Raw genomic sequence first — 23,595 nt, forward strand, 5'->3', positions numbered from 1 at the left:
AGGGTCTTTATAAAGAACTTTACTATTAACATCAGACTATAATGCCAGATCCAATACGAAATCAGCCCAAATTCGTTTGATACGTCTCGCCCGTGCGGGCCCACTCCCATAATTAAACTGACTAACCAGTCCTTCTTCGATGTTGGGATTTCCGAGAAGATTGTTTATCTGATTAATTAAATATTCTCTTACTTCTCCGCTGGAATCATTTATGTCTTTTAACGGATCAAGGCGATTGTCAAATGAATAAACGATATCTTCAAAATCCTTGCTGGTACGCAAGTCTGTTTTATTACGGGAATTGTGCGCTTCTATTTTGGAGGCAATAAAGTAATGAAAAGGCATCAGGCGAATTGAAATGTCATTATCAATCCGGTATGAAAAACTTTGCTCAATTCCTGTTTTATACCATTTATTACTAAATCCAAGCACGTTTTCTTCAATGGGCATAAAATCTACAATGATCCCATTGATTTTATAACGTCCTAAAAATTTTGATTCAATATCATTCTTAAAACCCAGTTGACGTAATTTCTCTTCGAAAGTTGAAAAGCCAGCCCTTGTTGAAATTCCCACTACAATGTCGATGTCTTCCGTAGGTCGTACTTCGGCAGCTGCGGGATCATCAGCATAAAGGGCAACGACTGCCCCTCCGACAAAAACAACTTGATCAAGCAAGTAATCGAGTCTTTCAGCGACTTCTTTAATCCGTTTTACATACAAATGCTTATTGTAGATCATTGGAAGAACCGTTTTTCCAGCTCAATGATCGCCAACTCTCTTTCCCGAGCTCCTCCAATTCTTAATGAATCAGTTAAAGCCAAAAGCTCATACAGTAGTTTGTTTTTCGTAACAATTTCCGGAACGGTATTATATAATGGTAAAATCGCCTGCCCTCGTACAGTTCCATCAGCATGTTCCCACACAATTTCTTCTTGAAAAGATAGTTGATTTTTTAAAGGATCGGCAGAGTGAGCCGTCGGAATGCCTCTCACTAATGCACCGGGTTGAACAGGGAAAACATATTTAAGACCAAATCTCAAGAATTCCAGCGTAGATTTTAAAAGTACATTTTTGCTGTAAGCAATGTCTGTTATGAGGCCTGCATAGGCTGAACGGTATAATGATGCTGATATTTCCGCGGTACTTATGTTAAGTAATTCCGCTATCGTCTTATTTAACGGAAACGGCAATCGATGGACAGACTTTAATCCTTTTCGATCCCAGCCCCCTCTCTGAAGCGCAACTATCGCCAGTAACACCACAATATCCTGTGGTCGCATTCCCTTATGATCCTTCATAAAAGTTGATTTACGATTTGCAATTTACGATTTGCAAATTGCAAATCGTAAATTTTCATGCTTTTAGATTTGAATATTGATGTTGGGATATCTCTCACTTCAAAAACTCCCCCACATTCTCTTTCGTTACCAACTGAAACGGAATCAGAACTTCCTTTTCGAATGCCTGCTTCTTGGCGGCTTTGACAGCCGTCTCAATAGCTTTCCCGCCTTGTTCTTTGGCGTTTTGGAAAACTGTGGCGTCGAGTGTTCCTTTTTTAACAGCTTGCAGGGCATCCGGGATCGCATCCACACTGACTACAATGACCTTGTTTTTCAAGCCTGCAGCTTCCAATGCTTTGACGGCACCCATACCCATTTCATCGTTCTGAGCAAAGATCGCATTGATTTTTGGACCAAAAGATTGAATCCAGTTTTCCGTCAGCGACATTCCTTTCGCCCTGTCCCATTCTCCTGATTGTTCCGCCAGAAGCTTTAAACCCGGATTGGCTTTCAAAATTTCCTTCGCTCCATTATCCCTTTTGATCTGCGCCGCTTGTCCCATAAAACCGTGCATCATCAGGATATTTCCTTTTCCTCCCAGCTTGTCGACAATGTATTTCATTGCGATCCGTGCAGATTCAGTGTCATCAGAGCCTACAAATGCAGTGGGTTTGGCTGATGTTTCCGAATTGACATTAATGATCGGAATTTTGGCATCCATAGCCAGTTTAATAGCCGGTGAGCTAGCTTCTACCTCACACGGATTCATGATAATAGCATCCACACCTTGCGCAATAAAGCTTTCTACCTGCTCTACCTGCTTCAATGCAGACCGTTCGGCGTCCACGGTGATTAGCTCTACACCAAGTTCCTTGGCCTTGGCCTCCATTTCGTCATTTACATTGACAATAAATTCATTCTGCATGCTAAGCATCGTAGCGCCTATCACCAGTTTTTTGGCAGATCCGTCACCAGACTCGTCAGTTTTTGATTGATTGCAGCTGAATAGGAGCGATCCGGCTAATAATATGTAGTACTTGATTTTCATAATGAGGCTTTTTGGCCGTCGGCTGTCAGCTCTCGGCAGTCGAATTCAGTTGATCCTTCTTGTTTTATTCTCTTCCTTTTTTACCGGCACTGTCTAAAACTACTGCGCCAATGATAATTATGCCCATTACCACCTGCTGATAGTACGATGTTACATTCAACAAGTCCAGACTATTGCTGATGACGCCGATCAACAATGCGCCTATCAGTGTGCCGGCCATAGTACCTGTGCCACCCGAAGTACTGGTTCCGCCAATAATAGCAGCGGCGATCGCGTCCAGCTCAAAACCTGCTCCTGAATTAGGTTGCCCGGTTGTGATCCTGGATGTAAGCAAGATCCCTCCCAATGCAGAAAGTATCCCGCAAAGTGTATATACCCACATTTTGACATTGCTAACCCGAATCCCGGAAGCCCTGGCCGCCTGCTCATTACCACCGACCGCGTACATATATCGCCCCAAAATGGTTTTGTTCAGAATAACGGAACACACAAGGAAGGCAATAATCAGAATGATAATCGGGAACGGAATCCCGAAGATGTTTCCGCCACCAATGAAATTGAACGAGTCCGAAAGATTGGAAATGGGCCGTCCTTTGCTTAAAATCAATGCTAGTCCTCGCCCAATGGTCATGGTACCTAATGTTACAATGAATGGCGGCACCTTACTTTTGGTAATAACGAGACCATTGAATGCGCCAAAAAGCAATCCTGCCGTGATAGCGGCCAGCAACGGAACAATCAGCGGATAAGTGTCGGGATGGGCGAAAGTTGCCGCTACTACGCCCGCCACGGCTACCATTGAACCCAATGAAAGGTCAATTCCGCCAGTGATGATGACAAACGTTACCCCAAAGGCCAGTAGTGCATTGATCGAAACCTGTGTTCCGATGATCATCAGATTAGGCACGGTAAAAAATCGTGGCGTGCTCAGTGCAAGCACCAGGCAAATAATCGCAAAAGCCAGGTAGATGCCATACTGGCCAAAATTGGTAAAGCGGGAGGATGTATTCACGTTACTTCGGCCGTCGGCTTTTGGCAATCGGCCTTTTTGGTTGATAAAAAATTTCTATAATAACGCTCTCGTTTTAGTCGAAAGCCGGTAGCTGACAGCCGAAAGCCGTTAAGCTACCGCATACTTCATAATCAGCTCCTGCGTCGCTTCCTGCTTCGATAATAAGGCTGTTTGCTTTCCTTTTGACAGTACCAGTATCCGGTCGCTCATACCTAGAATTTCAGGTAGTTCGGACGAAATCAGGATGATGGCAATTCCCTTTTCGGCCAGGCTTCTGATCAGTTTATAAATTTCAAATTTTGCGCCCACATCTACTCCCCGGGTCGGTTCGTCGAGGATAATGATATCCGGGGAAGCTAGCAGTACCTTTCCTATCACCACCTTTTGCTGGTTTCCACCGCTCAGATAAATGACTTTCTGGTCCATTCCCGACGTTTTCACTTTCAGATCGGAGATCATTTGACCAGCGACGGATTTTTCACTTTTTTGATTAATAAAAATCCCTTTCCGATGACTGGAAATGCTCGCGAGTGTGACATTATCCTTGACTGACATGGCTGGAACAAAGCCAAAACCTTTCCGATCCTCGCTCACATAGCCGATGCCATTTTTGATAGCTTTCACCGGAGAATTAACTTTCACTATTTCTCCCGAAATGATAATCTCCCCCTCATCCAATGTGTCCAGGCCAAATATTGCACGGGCGATTTCTGTCCTGCCGGCACCCATTAGGCCAGCCAGTCCGAGAATTTCTCCTGCCCGTACATTGAAATTAATATCCGAAAACTTTTCCTTCCTGCCCAGGTTTTTCACCAACAAAACTTCCTTTCCCGGCTTGTGAACTGCATCCGGGAACATTTGACCAATTTCGCGCCCTACCATCATTGTAATCAGCGAATTCTGGTCCAGTTCTTCTGCTCTTTTTGTTCCAATATATTTACCATCCCGCAAAACCGTAATGGTGTCCGAGATTTGAAAAATTTCATCCATTTTGTGGGAAATGTAGATGATACTCACTCCCCTGGATTTGAGATCGCTGATGATTTTGAAAAGGGTCGAAACTTCCTTGTCCGATATGGCCGACGTAGGCTCGTCCATGATAATCACTTTGGCATTATTCGAAATCGCTTTGGCGATCTCGATCATTTGCATTTGCGCCACACTCAGCTGCTTCATTCTGGTGTCGGGGGCTATCTGAACACCTATTTGTTCCAAAAGCTGCTCCGCCTGCCGGTTGATACCCGTATCATTGAGCCAGCCAGCCAGCAACCCGGCTTTACCTGAAACTTCTTTTTCTCTTCCCAGGAAAATATTCTGCGCAACCGTCAGTTCCGGAACGATCAGAATTTCCTGGTGGATCATCGAAATACCTTTCTTTAAAGTTTCGCTGACATTACTATTTTTTAAATCATTTCCTTCGAAAACAATTTCTCCGGAATCCGGAGCAAGCAGCCCGATGAGGATCTTCATAAATGTCGACTTGCCTGCCCCGTTTTCGCCCATCAATGCATGCACTTCACCTCTTTTAAGGTTAAACTGCACATGATCAAGCGCTTTTACACCTGAAAATGATTTGCACAACTGGTTGACGGAGAGAATGTAATCAGACATATGGTTTAATTTCAAGAAAGGCTTCAACCACATTCTTGATCTGCGGAATGTGGCTGAAGCCTTTGGGTGTTGCTGCGGGTCACGGATGCGATCGCGCACGTCCCAGGGCTGAAGCCCTGGGCTATCGGCGTGTCATCCCTCCCAGGTTACACCGGTGTCTTTCCAGCTTTTGGATGCCGCGGAGTCCAGAACTGCTTCGCATACTTTCTGGGTTTCGTAGGCATCCTTGAAGGTTGGAGAGCAAGGTTCGCCGGTTTGCAGGCTTTCGAAAAAGTCGGCCGCCTGGTGAATGAATGAATGCTCATAACCAATGCTGGTTCCGGGAATCCACCATCTTTTCATATAAGGCTGATCGCCGTCAGTTACCAGGATCGATCTCCATCCACGAACGATCGACTCGTCGCTATGGTCAAAATATTCGAGACGGTTCAGGTCATGCAGGTCCCAACGGATAGATGCATGCTCGCCATTGATTTCAAATGTATAAAGTGCCTTGTGGCCACGCGCGTAACGCGTAGATTCGAAGAGCCCCAGAGAACCATTGTCGAAATGGCAATGGAAAATACAGGCATCGTCGATACCTACTTTCTGAACTTCTCCGCTGCCTGCGTGCACACGCTCCTTGATGAAAGTTTCAGTCACCGCGGAAACATCTTTAATGCCTCCATTGATCCACATCGCGGTATCAATGCAGTGCGCCAGCAAATCGCCGGTTACTCCCGAACCCGCTGCGTCTACATCCAGTCGCCACGTTGCGGTACCTCCCTGTGGCACATCCGGATTGATTGTCCAATCCTGCAAAAAGTTGGCACGATAATGGAAAATCCTCCCCAATTTACCTGAATCAACGATTTGTTTGGCCAATGTAACAGCCGGAACGCGACGGTAGTTATACCATACCGTATTTTTGACACCTGCCTTTTCGATTGCATCCACCATCGTTTTGGCCTCTGCCAATGTTCTGGCAAGCGGTTTTTCACAAAGGATCATTTTCCCCGCCGCCGCAGCAGCTATCGCGATTTCGGCGTGGGTATCGTTCGCAGTACAAATGTCGACAGCGTCAACATCGTCCCGCGCGATCACTTTTTTCCAGTCTGTTTCGAAAGATTCGTAGCCCCATTGCTCAGCAAAAGCCTTTGCTTTTTCTGCATTACGTGAACAGGCTACTTTCAGCACAGGCGTATATTCCAGCTCGGGAAAGAAGTTTGTAATTCTGTTATAGCCATTCGAATGCGTCCGTCCCATGAGTCCGGTTCCGATCAGGGCAATTCTGATTTCTTTTTTTTCTGACATGATTTCTCTGAGTCCATAGGCTGAAGCCTATGGTTAAATGGTTATGATTTATGCCTCCTGATACCAGCCGTGCGCCTTGCGTACTTTGATCAAAGCTGCCAGGATATCATTCCAGGTTTGCTGGCTTTCCATCACCGAGTTCGGGAACATACATCCGTCCCAGCAAATGTGACCGAACGCCTTGGTAATGTTACCATTTTCGTCCCGCAGCCAATAGCCCGCGTCATGCGTAATGTCGAGTTTACCATTAGGGTCCGTCGCCAGGCAGTGACGGCCTGTTTTATCATGAGAACCTGTTCCGTGAACTGTTCCGTCGTTTTGTGCAACATGGAAATCGATCGTCCATGGACGCAATGCAGCCGTCATTGTTTTAAGCGCTTCGTCCAAAGCAGCACGGTCGCTCCATTCAAAATCAACAGGCAGTACGCGGTCCTCGGGACGGTTATAACCCAACAGATACAGGAATGTATGTGACATATCAGCCTGGAAACCCATGTTTGGACGACTAACCGCCTCCATGGTATCGATCATGGTTCGCCAGCTGTGCATACCACCCCAGCAGATTTCACCTTCGGCAGCCAGTTTTTCGCCGTAATCGGCGGCGACGTCGCAAGCCCGTCTGAAAGTTTCAGCAATCAGTTTGGTGTTGGCAACGGGATCAAGTGCCCATGCTTCCGGCTTGCTTGCCGAGTCGATGCGGACAATACCGTGCGGGCGAATGCCGTGTTCTCTTAGTTTTTGTCCAAAAACGCAGGATTTGCGCACCATTTCTACAAATGTGTCGCGTTCCTCTTTACTGCCCATTGCCGGGCCTCCCCAGATCGGCGCCACAAGGCTTCCGATTTCCAAGCCCAGTCCTCCTATTTTGTCAACCAATCTCTTAATTCCGTCATCGCTCATATCCAGATCGATATGAGGGTCAAAAAGGCCCAGATCGACACCATCGAATTTCACTCCGTCCACTTCGGCAGCGGCGGTTTTTTCAAGCATGGTATCAAATGAAATCACAGGCTCCGAATCAGAACCTTTGCCGACAATACCAGGCCATGTGGCATTGTGGAGTTTGGGGAAATTATTTTCAGGCATGGTTTAAGAAGTTACTAGTTATACTTCGGCCGTCGGCGATCGGCTTTCGGCCTTTTTACTTATTTATAAATCAATATTCATGATTTTCGACTGCCGAAAGCCGACAGCCGAAGTCTCTACAATACTAAATCGGGATTAAGCGGACCAAAGTGTTTCAATATCACGATTGGATCATTCGCAGATGGATTGCTGAGAACAACACCTTCCTGAGCGGCTTTTTCGCTTACGAAGAACTCGTCGTTGGTCAATTGCCCGTAACGGATCAGCGCTGGCGTTTCAATGTCCCAAACACCAAACTTGCCATGTCCCTGCATCACGATCATACCATAGGCTCCGCCGTCTTTGATTGTTACGGTTTGGCCAGGGAAAACAGTAAGTTCTTTCGCACTGTATGCCTCATTTCGGTAGCATATCCAGTTTTCGCTATATCCTTCAGCTGCCATCTCCGCCACGTCTTTTACTGGTTTGGGTCTCATGAAGTGTTTTTCCATCAAGTTCGGATTCACATTCAAATCCCAGTCGATTACTTCCATCAACAAGTCGTAATCACCGATTCTGTCTTGCGGTGTACCTTTCCAAAGGAGTTCCTCCGGAATAATCGCCTCGTTAACAAGAGATTGATACATAGCGAAAATGTCCGAAGCTTTTTGTGGCTCATAAGTACATAAGCTACCGGGAGCGTGCAACATGCCAGGAGGAACATCCCATCCTGTTCCGGGCTCAAGACGAAATGCCTGCGAGTAGTTCGTGATTTTGTTGTCGCCTTTCGTGAAATTCATCAGACACTCCTTGATCTCCTCCTTGGTCGTACCAGGAGCGATGCCTAGAAATGTGTAGGGAAAATCACCGCCATGGTTATTTAACTGCGGCGGGAAATAATATGCCTCCGGTTTCCCGTTCTGGCCTACCATCGCAGCGTGCTCGTCCCTGTGGTGGATATGGTGCGGAAGTGGTCCCATATTGTCAAAAAACTTGGAGTACATCGGCCAGCTTTTATATTGATCCCACAGCCTGTCGCCTATGATCGCTCCTTTCAGTTCTTCAACGGCATCTTTCAATGTTACTTTTTGATCGCCCGATCCATCGTTAAAGACGATTTGGCTTAAACCTTCATTTTCTCCGGTAAGCGGTCCGTTTTCAGCCGGAGTTGTTGATGAAAGCCAACGCTCATCGATACCGCCACGTTCTCCCCCCAAAATATAATAATCGTCGGGATGCAATTTTATTCTCCGACCAGGTACACAAAATGAACGGGGCACCCAGGTAGGAGCCAAACGTAAAATTCCTTTTCCCTGCTCTAATGCCTTTTCAGCTATACTTGAAAGTCCCATTGCTATTGTTTTAATAAAATTGGTTTAGTTAATACTTGATTTCAAAAAAGACTTGGTAAGTCTTGCAGACTTGCCAAGTCTACGTACTCAAAATAAATTCTTCGATCGCTTCCTTATTTGTCAACACATTCAATTCCAGCTCATAAGACTTCGACGCGCCCGGTTCAATAAAGATCAAATTCCCGTCTTCACGTGCTTTCGCCTGCCCTGTCAATGGATGCGTACTAGGTTCTATACCTGTTACATACTCGCCCTTCCCCCAATGTTGCCAGTTGGCTAACCACGGTAATTGTTCTTTTTTGAATTTCAATGCAACCGCCAGTCCTATTTTAGAATTATGCAGACCACAAATGCTGTCCCCGAAAATATCCGCCTCTACATCGATCAACGCTACTTCTTCGCCCGAACCCAAATGGCTTTCCAGCGGTGCAGGGCATTTTTTGAAATCATTTCCTTCTTTGAAGATCTTCGCGTTTTCCTCTCCATGCCGCGGAAACCATTTACCATTCCAAAGAATATCAGTGCCTTCATCCACCAGCGGCCAGCCGAAGTTGAAATGATACAGCAGCATATGAGGCGACGGCGTATTGGCTTTGTTACTTACTTCGTCATGCATGCGCAGCCCTGGTTGACCCAATGTGGCCGAAATCGTCCTTCTCAATTCCAGGCTTGGACCAAATGGTTTTGTCTCTCTGATAATCCCCGTAATGCTCATTTCCAGCTTCCCCGCCCTTGGGTCCGGCTGAATGATCGATACAATTTCAGCTGGCGTGTTACTGATCAGCCCGTGCAGGCCGCGGTCGCCGTAACTATCTGATTCCGGCCCTCCGACATGCGTTAATCCGCAGGTAGTGAGCAAACCGCCACCAAAAGTTCTCAGCCAGTCAATGCCTTTATCTGAAAATGGCTGCGGGTAAGTAATGCCGCCATGACTCAGCCAAGCCAGACTATGCTCATTGAAAAATGCATCCGCAATATCCATAGCCCTGTCGATCACCACCTTGAAACGCAAACCGGTGCCAGTATTAATCCAGGCTATTCTTGTGCCTCTTCCAGCCCCATTGTCAATGATGGAAGTTTCTATTCCTCCCAATTGAAAATGATTGGATACCTTATCCTTCCAGTCCGGATTTATTGCTTCGGCACTCTCCATTATTTGTTATTTAATCAATGACAATCTAAATTTGAAAAAGACCTAAACGGGCCTGTTTTAATGTGTTTGCAGCCAATTTCTTGTTCTTTCATTAAAATCCTCGGTGTTCTCGAAGTGGAATGCGTGCCCCAACTTTTCATATAGAAATAACTCTGAGCCCGGTATTCCGTTCGCTACTTCCTCTGCCATCCAAACCGGGGTAAAAATGTCCTCTCTACCTCCGATAACCAATGTCGGTTTATTTATTTTACCAAGATCGGACAGTGCATTATGGTTGATACAAGCGGCCGCCTGTCCTTCCAGCCCGTGCAATGGTTGGGGGTATGGATTAAAAGCGTCTTGCTTCCTCCCGGTTTCCAGTTCCGCATGCTTCTGCTCATTGTCCCACGATGATTTGGAAAAAATAAGCAACTGAATATACAGGCTGAACTCTTCCGGCCGGAACCGCGCCTTACTGTTCATAATATGTTGAAAAAGCGCCTTCGCATAATTGTCGCAACGCGCCCAGGGACACATTAGGACGAGCGATTTTACTTTATTAGGGTGCCGGATCGCGAGTTGCTGTGCAATCGTGCTGCCCATCGAGCAGCCTATCACACGAACATTATCAAGGCCCAGCGAGTCAAGCAAACCGGCATAATCATCGGCCATTTGCTCTGTCGAATACGGCCCGGCTGGCTTATCTGTTTCGCCAACACCGCGGTTATCCCCGATAATGCAGCGAAAATGATGTTTCCAGTCGGCAACGTGTACATTCCATGAAGCACCCGTCGCAGTAATACCCATTATCAGAAGAAGCGGCTCGCCCGAGCCACGCTCTTCATAATACATGTTAATTCCGTTTGTCTTTATCGTTGGCATAAATAAACAGGTAGCCCCTCCGGGGCATAAACTATTTTGTACCTTTTTTTCTATAAACAGGTAGCCCCTCCGGGGCATAAACTATTTTGTATCTTTTTTCTATAAACAGGTGGCCCCGATGGGGCCATTTTTAAACCTGACGGCCGACAGCCGATTGCCGACGTTATTTCAATGCCGGAATCAGATCTTGCTGAATCCATTTTCCGTCGTGTAATGTTACAAAGTCCGGATCTTTCAACGCTTCCTCGCCTTCATCCTCACAAATAATCCAGCCGCTGTAATTGATGTCTTTCAGCCATTGCGTTACGCCCAGCAGGTCAACTTTTCCCTTGCCCATCAACGCAAATTCAGGGTTACCGTCCCAATCTTTGAAATGCACGTGATTGATCAGCGACTGATATTCCTTCATTTTGGCAAGCGGGTCCATACCCCCGTTGATAATGTGGCCCACGTCCGGCGTCCAGCCGGTAACCGACGAATCCAACGATTCCAGTACAATTTTGTAGTCTTCCTCGGTGCGGATAATGGAGCTGTGGGGAGAATTGGGATGGTAGCTGCACGCTACTCCTTTATCTGCGGCTCTTTTGGAAACCGTATTGACAATATTGATCAATCGTTTTTGTCTCTCGGCGAGGTCATGGCGGCCGGTAGGGATTTGAACGGTATTTAAAACTGCCCCCGGAAAACGTTCCAGCACTCTGATCGCATGATCCGCCACTTCACGTTCGCGTTCCGTTTCTTCTGCCTCATTCCAGTCCAACGCCAGTGCCAGCGCAGCCAGCTCTATGCCCTGTTCTTTCAGTTTTGCTTCCAGTTTGTCTGGGTCGATCAGATCACCCATCCAGGTAAAAATTGGCTGAATCCCTGTGAAACCTGCTTTTGCGATTACTTCGATCATGTGGCCCAATCGCCCGTGGTGCGTTTGGCCGCTATTGCTCATAAACCAGGTGTAAACCTCTGAACCAAAACGGAATGGAATATTTTGTGACATTTAAAATACTGTTACTATGTTAATCAATTCATTAAATGATCATTTGCCCTTCTTTTTGACAATTTCTCCGGGCATGATGAGTGAATCCCATCCGGCCAGGTCGGCAGGTTTTACATTGGCTTTGTAGCCGCTGAAATTGAATGTGGTAGGCTTGTACGGACCGACAAAAGCAATGTCGTTATCCGGCTTGATGCTTCTTTCCATACCCATCGCCCAAAACGCTGCATTGAGCACCATTCTTCTAAAACCTTCATTCAAAATGTCTTCGGATGCGCCATGAGTTGTCGTAAATGCACGGCCCTTTTTGCCTGACTCGACCTGATAATCACGTATCCAGGCCACAGGAAGCAGTTCTTTGGTTTTGTCAGGCTCGGAAGTTACGGTCATTCCATTAAGTACCTGGCCGCGCGCCAGTACGGTACCTTTTGGTTCAGCAGTATAGCCGCCTGACTGCACCCACATATCTTTCACGCCCCTCATGATCGGATGCGCCGCCTGCGATTTTTCAATGATCAGTTTTGATGATTGCTTATGATTAGTACCATAATGCGAAACCCAGGTTTCTCCCAGCACGTATTCACCAAAACCATCTTTCCAGTCTGTTTTGGGACCGTTGTAGTTCCAACCGTAATGTTCCCATTTAGGATCATTTTTAATATCAAATGCGTGGGTAGAAGTCCGGAAGGCGACAATGGGGCCTCCTCTTTTGATATAATTGTCAATATGCTGCATTTCTTTGTCTTCAAAATGCGCAAACCGCATGAACATCACCAGTAGGTCAGCTTTGTCCAGTATTTCCAGACCTTTCACATTGGAGCCTCCCGGCAGGATGTTACCCTGCTCGTCGAGCGCGTACACAACGGTACAGGTAAACCCGTAGCGCTTCGCCAGTATGCGGGCGAGCGCGGGCAGTGACTCTTCGCCCCGGTACTCATGGTCTGTGGCTATGAAAACGATGTTTTTACCCACCCCCGGGCCTTTATCGCCTTTGTAAACGACGCGGTACTTGCTGACATCATCCTGCTGAGTCGACAAGTCCGTAGCATTGGACTGGGAAATGAAAAGCAGGAAAACAAGTATGGATAACAATGTGGTTTTCATGTTTGGCAATCGGCTTTCGGCAGTCGGCCGTCGACTTTTTTGTAATAATAATAATATCGAAACAGGACAAAAGCCGATAGCTGATAGCCGACGGACGATGCCCCTACAATCCATGCTTCAAAGACATTTCACGGATAAACTTGTAGCCGTTTTCCGCAATGTCCCAAGGATCTGAGAACTCCCGCCACACTCCGATTGCATTGGCAAAATCAGGGTCATTTCTTGAAAAAGCTTCGATAGTAAGCCATCCCTGGTATTTGATAGCAGCTAAGGATGAAAAGGCATCGTCCCACAGTACTTGTCCGTCACCGGGTGTACCGCGGTCGTTCTCGCTGATGTGCACGTGAGCAAGCACCGGTGCGATGGTTTGTAATGCAGTGGAGTACTTCTTTTCCTCAATGTTGGAATGGTGCGTGTCGAACATCGCCCTCACATTGGGGTGATTGGCCGCCTTAACCAGCTTGGTCAGTTGCTCCATGGTATTGCAGAGGTAGCATTCAAAGCGGTTGAGTGCTTCGAGAGCAAACACAATATTGGCCTGGGCCGCGTAATCGGCAGCAGCGCTCAACACCTCACCGGCTAGCGCATACTCACGATCCTCAGCCGGGCGGTTTACAAAAACGGTATGTGCCGAATGAAATGGCCCACAAATGATCTTTGAATTCAGCTCATGCGCGCGATCAACAGCCCATTTGATCTTATCCAGTGCTTTCTGACGGATTTCCGCGGATTCACTGACGGGATTATCGTCCTTTCCCAGCGTCATCACCGCCGTGGTTTCCAGGCCAAGATCTTTGGTATAATTACCCATCCTCTGGTAAGCGGGGGCATCCTGCGTGCCCAGATAAAATTCTACTCCATCATACCCGATCGTTTTTAGTCTGTCAATGATCGGAAAAACGTCATCGGAGACCGCTGCCGTCCAGGCAAGCACATTAAATCCTATTTTATTCATTTTTACTGGCTTTGGCTGAAAAGCTAACGGCTGGTAGCTTTTAGCCCGTTAGCTTTTGGACACTTTACTATTGTTTGATCCTTAGGTCTTTGTATTCCACTTTCATAGGCGGGCCGACGTGGACCTGCACGCCTAACAATCCTTTTTTTGCACCATTTACGGTATCATTATCAGTCACATCGCTCATCAGGACGTCATTGATGTAATGCTGCAAACGGTTTCCTTTTATTACAAGATGAAAAGTATTCCAATCTTCGCTTTTAATCAAAGTTTTCAGAGAATCGGATGTTCCCAATGAACCGGTTACTTCAAACCCTGTCCAGGCATTGGCCTTCACATTGCTTCTAATTGCTTCCGGCGTCTTTTCTCCTGTATATTCCTTAATGGTTGTTTTTTGACCACGATAAGCCAAGGTAGTTCTTTTTCTTTCTTCGTAATTCTGGCCGGTGTAGTTTCTTTTTCCGTCAATATCGGCCTGATATCCTTTCAATGCAAATGGAACATCGGTCAGCTGCTCACTTCTGTAGTTGATCCCTGAGTTACCTGCCACTGCAATTTTGAATGATCCTTTGAGCTCGAAATCGCCGGGCTCACCACCACGCCAGATGATGAATGAATTGGTTTTCAGCAATGTTTCCGGTGTGATCTCTCCTACCAGGCTGCCGTTTTCAACCCGCCAGTACTTTGGATCGCCGTCCCAGCCTTTCAGCGTTTTGCCATCAAATATTGAAACGAATCCTTTTTCTTTTTTTTGCGCGATGCCGCTGATCTGGCATCCAATGATCATTAAAACGGCCAGCAGAACTCTGGCACTGATAAATCTGGAATTCATTTTTGATTGCATTTATAGGTTTAGTGACTTCTGAACGACTGATTCCCCTTATCACAAGGGGAAGTTTTGATTATATTACTCTTTAAAAAGAAGAAAATAATATCCAAAAATTCCTAAAATTATCTGTCGGACTATCCTGTACTAACCTGCTTCCGAGTAGAGACTTGCCAAGTCTTGAAGACTTGGTAAGTCTTAAGCCAAAAAAGCGGGAAAGCATATCGCTCTCCCGCTTGTAAACAACCATTCACCTCAACCAACTTCACTATCACCATCAAGGCATCAAAACTTTGTAAATCAGTGCTTGTTGATTTACTTTGATATACGACCAGCGGCTTCGTCCGGATGCATTTGTTCAAAAACAATTCTAGCGAGCCGCCGGAAGCGGGTCTCCCGGACCTTTCATTTTAGGATCGTACACAGCTACGCCAACACGCGAATCTGCGCAGCCATAGTATAGCAGCCACTTCTTTTTGAAATAAACCATTCCTTCAATGAAAACCGTACCGGCTACGTATTGTCCGCTTTTTTCGAAAGATTCCATCGGACGGAAGAATGGCACGTCGAGCCGGGCCAGTACTTTGGTCGGATCGTTTTTATCGAACAGTACCTGTCCTGCGCAGTAGCTATTCGGCGTGAAACGTTTGTCGCCGTCCTCGCCTTTGTCATTTTTACCGTTATACAGCAGCACAATTCCTTTGTCGGTGATAATGGCAGGCGGGCCACATTCGGTCAGGTTACTGTCGAAATATCCTTTGCGGGGAGAGATCAGATTCACCAGATTTTCGCTTTTATCCACTACCGGCTCCCAGTTGATCAGGTCAGTCGAGGTGGCTACATTCACGTTCGCCTCCCCGAAGTAGAGCCAATATTTTCCATTCACTTTGGCGATCACCTGCTTATCGCCTACCAGTTTGGTAAGTATAGAGCCCGATTTAGACCATATCTGATTGAATTTCCCACCATATGCTTTGGTAAAAGCCGGACCATGCTTCTCCCATTTCAGCAAATCTCTTGATGTCGCAATGCCGAGCCTGGCTTTATCCTGGTTCCATTGTGTATAAATGATCACATATAATCCGTCTTCGGTCACTGCCACCCGCGGGTCTTCGCAGCCGCCCGGCCATTCCATTGCTTTCTGGCTGTCTTCGGCGGGATATAGTACCGGTTCTTTTCGTCTTTTAAATGTAATCCCGTCCTCACTTTCTGCGTAACCCAGCCTGGAAGTACGCTTGCCGATCGCCCGGCCCGCCTTGTCTTCCGCACGGTAGAGCACCACTATTTTACCGTTTTTAATGGTCGCGGCAGGATTGAATGTATCATTGGACTCCCAGTCGATCTGCCTTTTATTCATTGGGCAAAAGAACGTGGATGTAGTGTCCGGAGAAATCACGGGGTTGACATTGGCCGGACGCTTGAAACCGCCAAAGGTCCAGTCGGGAAGCTTGTTTTCTGTCTGGCCGAAAACATTTCCTGACGCTATCAAGGCACAAATGGCCAGCCCGGTCATCAAATTTTTCATATATTTTCTTTAAGTTATTGAATTCTATTTCAAATATAGCAACAAAAAATCCGGCCTGACCAAGGTCAAACCGGATTCTCATTGTAGTATTATAACAGCTTATTTGTTAGCAACAAGATTCACATCCAGTGTAAAATCATTGTCAATCGCCTTGTCTCCAAGGTTTTCAAAGAAATTAGCTGAACGGAACTTGATATCATATTTCGTACGATCGATCTTAACTTTCGCATTAGCAGTTATTTTCTTAGCATCTGCTTTTACAGTTGCGGGAAATTTCACCTCCTCAGTAATGCCCTTGATAGTCAGTTTACCTGTAACGTCATAAGCGTCGCCTCCTTTCGGTGTTACCGAAGTGATCACCAGTTTCGCCTGTGGATGTTTTTCTACCGAGAAGAAATCATCGCTTTTCAAGTGGCCGGTCAATTTGCCATTCATGTCTTTATCAGTCACATCCGTTACTACAAGCGACTTCAAGTCAGCTACGAAGTTTCCGCCTTTTAACTTGTCATTGTCAACAATCAGGGCTCCGCTTTCCAGGGCTACTGTGCCCGCATGCGTGCCAGTCACTTTTTTTGCACCCCAAACTACCGTGCTGCTTTTTGTATCAACAGCCAGCGTTTTATCAGCCGCTTTGGATTTATCAGGACCATTAGCAATAGCAGCTACATTGAATAGCAAACCAGCTATCGCGAAAACAAACATTTTTTTCATAGTCATTCCAATTGTTTAGAGTTAAATAAATTTGATTTGTAAGGTAATAAGATGAATTTAAAAAATGGTTTTAAAATTGTGTTACGTAATTTTTCAGCTTTTCGTTGCTTCGTTTTGAACCAACTCTAACGAGCCCAGCTCTTCGAGGATAATTTTCCCTTCCTGCCAGTCTTCCAGCCCCGATACTGCATTAATGTGCCCTTTCTTACCAATATTGACAAAATCACTGCCCCAGTTTGCAGCAAAAACCTTGGACCGGAGAATGCTGGCGTAAATGTCATTGGTACTCGCTACCACGATACTTTTAAATGGCAGCGCCCGCACAGGGATCGGCTTGAAACCTACTACAAAGTTCAACCTTTTCGACTGCTCCGCATCCGCCGGGGCTACCAGTAATGCGCCTTTGATATATTCCGAAAAATGCTCTTGCGCCCAATGTGCGATCGTGATACAGCCCAGGCTGTGCCCAACCAGCACAGTAGGAACGCTCAGTTCGCTAATTTGTTTTTGCAGCTGCCCAACCCAGTCATCTTTTACCGGCCAGTCCCAGTTTTCCTGCTGAACCCTGCTAAATAGATGCGGATACTGATTCTCCCAGATGGTCTGCCAATGTTGCGGCCCTGAACTAGCCAGCCCAGGAACGGTCAGAAAGTGGGTTGTCATATAAAATACGCTTACTTAATCTTACTTTTTATCTTTAACACATCTGAAACCCAGATTGTTACTACCGCTCGTCACTTCTCCCTTGCCGCGGCTTCCTGCTTTGTAACGAATGCAATAGTCGTCGCTGCACAGGAAAGATCCGCCCCGCTGAACTCTTTTAACAGCTCCCGGCTCATCGGGATCGTAACTATCCGAAGGTCCTTTCGGGTTATCCTTCGGGCTTTTCTGGTAATAATCGGGGCGGTAAAGATCTTCGCACCATTCCCACACATTACCGTCCATATCGTACAATCCATAGGGATTTGCCGGGAAGGATTTCACTGGCGCAGCAGTCAGATACCCATCTTCTTTGGTGTTTTTATCCGGAAAGCTTCCCTGGTAAATATTGGCCACCCACTTGTCACCCGGTTTCAGCTGATCGCCCCAGTAGTAGGTATGGTTTCCCTTTCCTCCCTGCGCCGCGTATTCCCATTCAGCCTCTGTTGGTAACCTTTTGCCGGCCCATTTGGCATAAGCCGCAGCATCCTCGTAAGAAACCTGGGTCACCGGAAAATTCTCTCTTCCCTTGGTTGAACTTGCCGGTCCTTCGGGATGCGCCCAGCTTGCGCCTGCCACATAATTCCACCATTGCAACGGATTGTCCAGCGAAACCCGTGTGGGAGTTGGCGTAAACACCGCCGATCCCGGAACGAGTTTGTCAGCGGGAACGCCCGGATAATCAGCCGGATTCAATGGCCTTTCTGCCACGGTTTTATAGCCGGTTGCCTTTACAAATTCCCCGTATTCCGCATTGGTCACTTCATGCTCGTCGATGTAAAATCCATTCACAGCCACTTCGTGCATCGGCCGGGAATCAGGGAACTCATCGGCGCCCATCAGGAATTTGCCTCCATTGATCCAAACCATGCCTTTGGTATCACCCTTACCTTCCGCTACATAACTTGCATTCTGAATAGCAGCCGCCCTGGACGGAATGCCGTCGGCAATGCAATGTGCCAGGCTGTCGGCCCTTCTCTCCTCAGCCGTTTGCTTCTTCTCACACCCCAGACTTGCTACCGCTGCGAACCCGATCAGATATATTCCCAAAAAATCTTTCCCAAAAAATCTCATAACCCGTCTATTATACTCGTACTTCCAAAGAATCAATTTTATTCATTTTAAAAACGTCCTTCATCGCCTGTTTGGCTGCATGATATCCGCACATTCCATGTACTCCCCCGCCCGGCGGTGTCGATGACGAGCACAAATATATATTGCTGGCGGAGGTACGATAAGGTGAAACGCTCCAGACTGGCCTGGAATAAAGCTGCCACAGATCCTGAATGCCACCATTAATGTCCCCACCAATGTAATTCGGGTTATAGGCTTCCATTTCCCTGGTATTCATAATGCTTTTTTCAATAATCAAATCGCGGAAACCGGGAGCAAAACGTTCTATCTGGTTTTCAATAGCGGCGGTCATATCCAGCTGCGATCCGTTCGGTACGTGGCAATATGCCCATGCTGTATGCTTTCCCTCCGGGGCGCGGCTTGGGTCAAAAACACTTTGCTGGGCCAATAATACAAACGGCTTCCCGGCAGGTTCCCCCTCTGCAATGCTTTTCTCGTAATGTGCGATCTCTTCCAAAGTATTCCCTAAATGTACCGTTCCGGCCAGTTTACATTCCTCGGCTTTGAAGGGTATCACATCATTCAGCGCCCAGTCTATTTTGAAAACACCGGAACCGTATCTATACTTTTCCAGCCTGCTACGGTATGAACTGCTCAATTGATCTCCTGCAATACTCAGCAGCTGACGGGGCGTTACGTCCATCAATACTACTTTCGAAGGTGGTAACTGGTTTAAATCATTTACCTGAAATCCAGTTTCAACAACTCCTCCGATCGCTTTGAAATAACTAGCCAATGCATCTGCAATGGATTGACTTCCTCCTTTTGGTATGGGCCAGCCGTTCAAATGCGCCGCCGCCATCAGCATAATACCGAACGCGGACGTCGCCAGGTTTCCCAAAGGCTGTATCGCGTGAGCCGCCATTCCTGCCCAAAGTCCTTTCGCTGCTTTGGTTTTAAAACGGTTACTGCTTCTCAGCGACGACGGCAATGCTTTCAGACCAAACTTCGCCAATGCCAACGGATTTTCCGGCCAGGCCAATGGCCCCAGTAACGACGGCAGCAACCGGGGTATATCATTGACAAGCGGTTCCATAAAATTCAGATATGCTTCTCCGTCCTCTCCCAATCGTTCCGCTGTTTTGGCGAGCGATTGGTCCAACGTAACTGCCGTACCATCGTCAAATGGATGGGCGGCTGCTAATGTTGGCTGTATAAACTCCAACCCAAACTCGTGTAAAGGCAAATCTTTAAAGAATGGTGAAAGCAATGCCATGGGATGTACTGCCGAACACACATCATGAACATAGCCGGGCAATGTTAACGCTGCCGAACGCATTCCTCCGCCCACCGTGGGCTTGCCTTCTACAATTAGAACAGATAATCCCGCCCGTTGCATGGTGATCCCCGCAGCCAACCCATTCGGCCCGGAACCTACCACCACTGCGTCGTATTCTGTTTTATACACTTTTAATGTCGGTTACTAGTTCTTAGCAGTCGCCAGAATTTTCAATGCTTCGTCATCTTTGTAAAGGCCCATCAAAGTTTTCAGCTTGCTTTTCAGGTCTGCCGTTATTTTTTCTGTGCCGGGTTGACCATATATATTAGCAACTTCCGTCGGATCTTTTTCCAGATCATACAATTCCCACGAATCAGCGCCTCCGTAGAAATATGCCAGTTTGTAACGGCTGGTGCGCAGCCCGAAATGCGGGAACACGTGGTGCGGCTCAGGGAATTCGTAATAGTGGTAATATGCTTCTTTGCGCCATGGTATTTGCGCCGTGGTTGCTGGTTTCAATAGCGGCAGGAATGATTTCCCCTGAATATCCGCTGGAATCTTAGCTCCGGCAATGTTCAGTACCGTGGGCGCCCAGTCAATATTCAGGATCAGGTCGTCCACTTTGGTACCCGGCTTGATCACCCCAGGATAACGGATCACAAATGGTGTTTTCAGAGATTCTTCGTAAATAAACCGTTTGTCGAACCAGCCATGTTCGCCCAGATAAAAGCCCTGATCTGACGCGTAAATGACTACCGTATTTTTAGACAAACCTGATTTGTCGAGATAATCCAGCAATTTCCCGATATTTCTGTCCAGAGAGTTAGCTGTGGAAAAATAATCTCTCAGGTAACGCTGGTACTTCCATTCGATCAGTGCATTACCAGTCAAATTTTTGTCGGTAACCTCCTTATTTACTTTATCAAAATAGGCTTTGAAAACCTTCCTTTGCTCCGGGTTCAATCGTTTGTAGGTAAAATCTTTCTCATAATCCACATCCACTTTCAGGTCTTGTTTCAATCGCATTGTTTTATCAATGGTCATATCCTGTTGCCTGGCCGCTGTTCTGCCTTTGTAATCATCATAAAAATTGGCAGGCAAAGGAAATGTAACATCGTCATAAGCGCCCAGGTCCTGCAAATCCGGCAACCACTCGCGGTGGGTAGCCTTGTGGCCCACTATGAGGAAAAACGGCTTGGAATTATCCCGCTTTTCAAGCCATTCTGTGGAAAACTTGGTGATCAGGTCTGAAACGTAACCTGTATAGTGGGTCGTATCGTTAGGTTGTCCGATAAAATCCGGGTTGTAATAATGTCCCTGCCCTGGTAGTACATTCCAGTAGTCAAACCCGGCGGGCAGGCTGTTCAGGTGCATTTTACCGATCCAGGCCGTTTGGTAGCCGCTCTTGCGAAGTGTTTCCGACAACAATGTCTGGTTGGTATTAAACCTTGTGTTATCGTTACGTTTGTAACCATTCAAATGGCTGTACTTACCGGTCAGTAATGTTGCCCGGCTGGGGCCGCATATCGAATTGGTGACCAGATTATTAGTCAGCAATGCACCTTCCCCGGCGATACGGTCGATGTTTGGCGTTTTTGCGATCTTGTTCCCATAGGCCCCGATTCCTTGATACGCATGATCATCTGAAAAAATAAAAATGATGTTGGGCCGCTGCGACTGCTGGGCAAAAACCTGCTCTGAGGCCATCAGCGAAAAAATAAAAAGGCAACTTAACAGTCGGCGGGATAGGTTTAGCATTGTAAACATGAATTACTCTATATAACTGGTAGACAAAATAAACTTATACTAAAGGATTAAACAAGTTTTTAACAGAATTACTTGTTACGGTTTTGACAGAGCCTAAAATTACAAATTGATCTTATCTTTTTACCATTAGGCACTTAAACAAAAGCCGGAACCCACATCGCAGGCCCCGGCTTCACATTAATCCAATAATCCTACTTCTTAGCGTCATTAAGCGCCTGTGCCATTTCGAGATGGTGTTTCAATGTCGGCACTTTTCCCGCAGCCCAGGACTTCACCTCCGGATCTTTGGCGTCTTTGGCTGCTTCCTCAAACTCGCTGATGTCCTTCTTATGGTCATCTACCATATACGAAATGTATGCCTTATCGAATTCGGCCCCTTTCTTTTTCGAAAAATCATCGTATTTTTTTTGTTTGTCGTCACTCAATTGCATGGGTAGTGTGATGTTTTTCTGCTGTGCAAGGGCTTTTAGCTCCTCATTGGCCTTGGAATGATCCTTCACCATGGTTTCTCCAAACTTTTTCACGTCAGGGCTTGCACCATTAGTCTGGGCCAACTCGCCGAGCTGTACTTCCATCATTCCGCCATCCGCCGCGGCAACTGCAAATTCGGAGTCATCTTCGAGGTTCGTATCATCGAGCTTTTGCTCATTTTGCTCCTCTGCAATTTCTTTTGTGTCGTCGGATTTATTATTGCTGCACGCCGAAAACATTAGCATGGAAGCAATTACAAGCGAACTTAATGTTATCTTTTTCATGATTAATTTCATTTTTTTGATGAATTATGGATACCCGTTTGTAAAAAAGCGTGCCAGCAGAGCTGTTCCGTCCAGAACCGAAATTGCTGATCGGACGGTTTTTCTTTATTATTGCAGTGGTTACCAACATTACACCTCCCTATCCTCGGAACCGATGAATCCAATGAAGCCTTTTCGAATCCTTCTTGCCGAGGACGATGATGACGATACCTTTCTGTTTCAGGAAGCGCTCGAACAAATCCCAATCAAGGCTGAGCTGACTGTGACTGAAAACGGCATGGAACTGATGAAAGTCCTGAAATCAGGCGTTCCGAAACCTGACCTGATTTTCCTCGACATGAACATGCCGGTGAAGAACGGGCTGGAATGCCTGGAAGACATCCGAAATTTTAACGGATTTGAAAATATACCCATCGTGATCCTATCTACTTCCGTGGCGCGGTATCTGTGGGAATCGGCCTATAAAAACGGTGCGAACAGGTATGTGCAAAAACCTACGAGCTTTACAGGACTTGTTGAGATTCTGAAAAAATGTATCTCTCCGGAAAATGATGCATCTCCCGATGTGGAACAATTTTTGATCACAAATTAATCTTACTGGTTTTCAATTTGCATTCTATGAGTGAAACGACTGTTTTCAAGAACGATCAGGATTTATTTATCAAAAATTTAAGACAGGAAACGGCAGCCAGCCACCAGCAATTAGAAGAGAACAGGCTTTCCAAAGCAATACTGAGCCCTTCGGTTTCCCTATCAGACTATCAGGCATACCTTTCCGCTTTATATGCCGTGACCATTGCCTGCGAAGACCAGGTTTTCCCTGCCATCAGTGCTATTATCCCTGATTTACAGGATCGTTACAAATCTAACAAGATCATTGAAGACCTTTCGTTTACCGGAATGTCCGACGTTCAGATAGATGCGTTGCCTGTTTGCCGGTTTGAATTTTCTTCACCTTCCGAGGCACTTGGGATCATGTATGTGATCGAAGGCTCCACATTGGGCGGACGGATTTTGTACAAGCACATCCACGAAACGCTCGGTTTCGACCCGGAGAGAGGCGCGGCTTATTTTTGGGGATACGGTACGCAGACCGGCATTTTGTGGAAGTCTTTCATATCTGCCTTCTCACAATTTGCGGTAGAAAATGACAACAGCAGTCAGATCACAGACAGCGCAGTCAAAACTTTTATAATTATAGATAACTGGCTTAGCAAGCAGTAATTGAATAGTT

At 46.5% G+C, this 23,595-nt stretch carries 23 protein-coding genes; 2 read left to right on the forward strand and 21 right to left on the reverse strand.

The window, feature by feature from the left end; translation table 11 throughout:
• Window positions 1-36 precede the first annotated feature (36 nt).
• The 21 genes from ON006_RS21450 to ON006_RS21550 form a co-directional block, all read right to left on the reverse strand.
• Window positions 37-741, reverse strand: a complete 705-nt coding sequence (locus ON006_RS21450; RefSeq protein ID WP_244824406.1) for a nucleotidyl transferase AbiEii/AbiGii toxin family protein — start codon at window positions 739-741, stop codon at window positions 37-39.
• The gene (locus ON006_RS21455; protein WP_244824407.1) at window positions 738-1,301 is read right to left on the reverse strand and encodes a hypothetical protein; all 564 of its coding nucleotides are present in this window, start codon (window positions 1,299-1,301) and stop codon (window positions 738-740) included. Before ON006_RS21455 ends, ON006_RS21450 begins: the two co-directional genes overlap by 4 nt.
• Before the next feature lie 94 nt (window positions 1,302-1,395).
• Window positions 1,396-2,331, reverse strand: coding sequence for a sugar ABC transporter substrate-binding protein (locus tag ON006_RS21460; protein WP_244824408.1), 936 nt, complete (start codon window positions 2,329-2,331; stop codon window positions 1,396-1,398).
• 64 nt (window positions 2,332-2,395) lie between these two features.
• On the reverse strand, window positions 2,396-3,370 hold the full coding sequence (locus ON006_RS21465) for an ABC transporter permease (protein ID WP_244824409.1): 975 nt from the start codon (window positions 3,368-3,370) through the stop codon (window positions 2,396-2,398).
• An 81-nt stretch (window positions 3,371-3,451) separates the two neighbouring features.
• Complete coding sequence (locus ON006_RS21470; RefSeq protein WP_244824410.1) at window positions 3,452-4,954, reverse strand: sugar ABC transporter ATP-binding protein; 1,503 nt, start codon at window positions 4,952-4,954, stop codon at window positions 3,452-3,454.
• A gap of 132 nt (window positions 4,955-5,086) precedes the next feature.
• Window positions 5,087-6,247, reverse strand: coding sequence for a Gfo/Idh/MocA family protein (locus tag ON006_RS21475; protein WP_244824411.1), 1,161 nt, complete (start codon window positions 6,245-6,247; stop codon window positions 5,087-5,089).
• 48 nt (window positions 6,248-6,295) lie between these two features.
• Window positions 6,296-7,333, reverse strand: coding sequence for a sugar phosphate isomerase/epimerase family protein (locus ON006_RS21480; RefSeq protein ID WP_244824412.1), 1,038 nt, complete (start codon window positions 7,331-7,333; stop codon window positions 6,296-6,298).
• A 116-nt stretch (window positions 7,334-7,449) separates the two neighbouring features.
• Complete coding sequence (locus ON006_RS21485) at window positions 7,450-8,664, reverse strand: class I mannose-6-phosphate isomerase (protein ID WP_244824413.1); 1,215 nt, start codon at window positions 8,662-8,664, stop codon at window positions 7,450-7,452.
• Window positions 8,665-8,743: 79 nt separating this feature from the next.
• Window positions 8,744-9,817, reverse strand: a complete 1,074-nt coding sequence (locus ON006_RS21490) for an aldose 1-epimerase family protein (RefSeq protein ID WP_244824414.1) — start codon at window positions 9,815-9,817, stop codon at window positions 8,744-8,746.
• A gap of 57 nt (window positions 9,818-9,874) precedes the next feature.
• Entirely contained in the window at window positions 9,875-10,678 is an 804-nt protein-coding gene (locus ON006_RS21495) for an alpha/beta fold hydrolase (protein ID WP_244824415.1), read from the reverse strand.
• Between the two features lie 163 nt (window positions 10,679-10,841).
• Window positions 10,842-11,669, reverse strand: a complete 828-nt coding sequence (locus ON006_RS21500; protein ID WP_244824416.1) for a sugar phosphate isomerase/epimerase family protein — start codon at window positions 11,667-11,669, stop codon at window positions 10,842-10,844.
• A 39-nt stretch (window positions 11,670-11,708) separates the two neighbouring features.
• Window positions 11,709-12,770 carry a ThuA domain-containing protein gene (locus ON006_RS21505; RefSeq protein ID WP_244824417.1) on the reverse strand — a complete coding sequence of 354 codons (1,062 nt, stop codon included), beginning with the start codon at window positions 12,768-12,770 and terminating at the stop codon, window positions 11,709-11,711.
• A gap of 103 nt (window positions 12,771-12,873) precedes the next feature.
• Window positions 12,874-13,725: a sugar phosphate isomerase/epimerase family protein gene (locus ON006_RS21510; protein ID WP_244824418.1), complete on the reverse strand. Its 852-nt coding sequence runs from the start codon at window positions 13,723-13,725 to the stop codon at window positions 12,874-12,876.
• A gap of 67 nt (window positions 13,726-13,792) precedes the next feature.
• The gene (locus tag ON006_RS21515) at window positions 13,793-14,512 is read right to left on the reverse strand and encodes a 3-keto-disaccharide hydrolase (RefSeq protein ID WP_244824464.1); all 720 of its coding nucleotides are present in this window, start codon (window positions 14,510-14,512) and stop codon (window positions 13,793-13,795) included.
• Between the two features lie 409 nt (window positions 14,513-14,921).
• Window positions 14,922-16,076 carry a beta-1,2-mannosidase gene (locus ON006_RS21520; RefSeq protein ID WP_244824419.1) on the reverse strand — a complete coding sequence of 385 codons (1,155 nt, stop codon included), beginning with the start codon at window positions 16,074-16,076 and terminating at the stop codon, window positions 14,922-14,924.
• Between the two features lie 99 nt (window positions 16,077-16,175).
• The gene (locus ON006_RS21525; protein ID WP_374760246.1) at window positions 16,176-16,778 is read right to left on the reverse strand and encodes a YceI family protein; all 603 of its coding nucleotides are present in this window, start codon (window positions 16,776-16,778) and stop codon (window positions 16,176-16,178) included.
• A gap of 102 nt (window positions 16,779-16,880) precedes the next feature.
• Window positions 16,881-17,450 (reverse strand): RBBP9/YdeN family alpha/beta hydrolase, encoded by a 570-nt coding sequence (locus tag ON006_RS21530; protein WP_244824421.1) that lies wholly within the window; start codon window positions 17,448-17,450, stop codon window positions 16,881-16,883.
• Between the two features lie 21 nt (window positions 17,451-17,471).
• Window positions 17,472-18,560, reverse strand: a complete 1,089-nt coding sequence (locus ON006_RS21535; protein WP_244824422.1) for a formylglycine-generating enzyme family protein — start codon at window positions 18,558-18,560, stop codon at window positions 17,472-17,474.
• Window positions 18,561-18,570: 10 nt separating this feature from the next.
• Window positions 18,571-20,028, reverse strand: a complete 1,458-nt coding sequence (locus ON006_RS21540) for a phytoene desaturase family protein (RefSeq protein WP_244824423.1) — start codon at window positions 20,026-20,028, stop codon at window positions 18,571-18,573.
• A 15-nt stretch (window positions 20,029-20,043) separates the two neighbouring features.
• Complete coding sequence (locus tag ON006_RS21545) at window positions 20,044-21,546, reverse strand: sulfatase family protein (RefSeq protein WP_244824424.1); 1,503 nt, start codon at window positions 21,544-21,546, stop codon at window positions 20,044-20,046.
• Window positions 21,547-21,797: 251 nt separating this feature from the next.
• Window positions 21,798-22,361 carry a DUF4142 domain-containing protein gene (locus ON006_RS21550; protein WP_244824425.1) on the reverse strand — a complete coding sequence of 188 codons (564 nt, stop codon included), beginning with the start codon at window positions 22,359-22,361 and terminating at the stop codon, window positions 21,798-21,800.
• Between ON006_RS21550 and ON006_RS21555 the strand changes: the two genes are divergently transcribed.
• Both ON006_RS21555 and ON006_RS21560 read left to right on the forward strand, forming a co-directional pair.
• Window positions 22,360-22,953 (forward strand): response regulator, encoded by a 594-nt coding sequence (locus tag ON006_RS21555; protein WP_267609899.1) that lies wholly within the window; start codon window positions 22,360-22,362, stop codon window positions 22,951-22,953. The two genes, ON006_RS21550 and ON006_RS21555, sit on opposite strands and share 2 nt — an antisense overlap.
• Window positions 22,954-22,979: 26 nt before the next feature.
• Window positions 22,980-23,585, forward strand: coding sequence for a biliverdin-producing heme oxygenase (locus tag ON006_RS21560; protein WP_244824427.1), 606 nt, complete (start codon window positions 22,980-22,982; stop codon window positions 23,583-23,585).
• Window positions 23,586-23,595 lie beyond the last annotated feature (10 nt).

This window comes from Dyadobacter pollutisoli (assembly GCF_026625565.1).
GTDB lineage: Bacteria > Bacteroidota > Bacteroidia > Cytophagales > Spirosomataceae > Dyadobacter > Dyadobacter pollutisoli.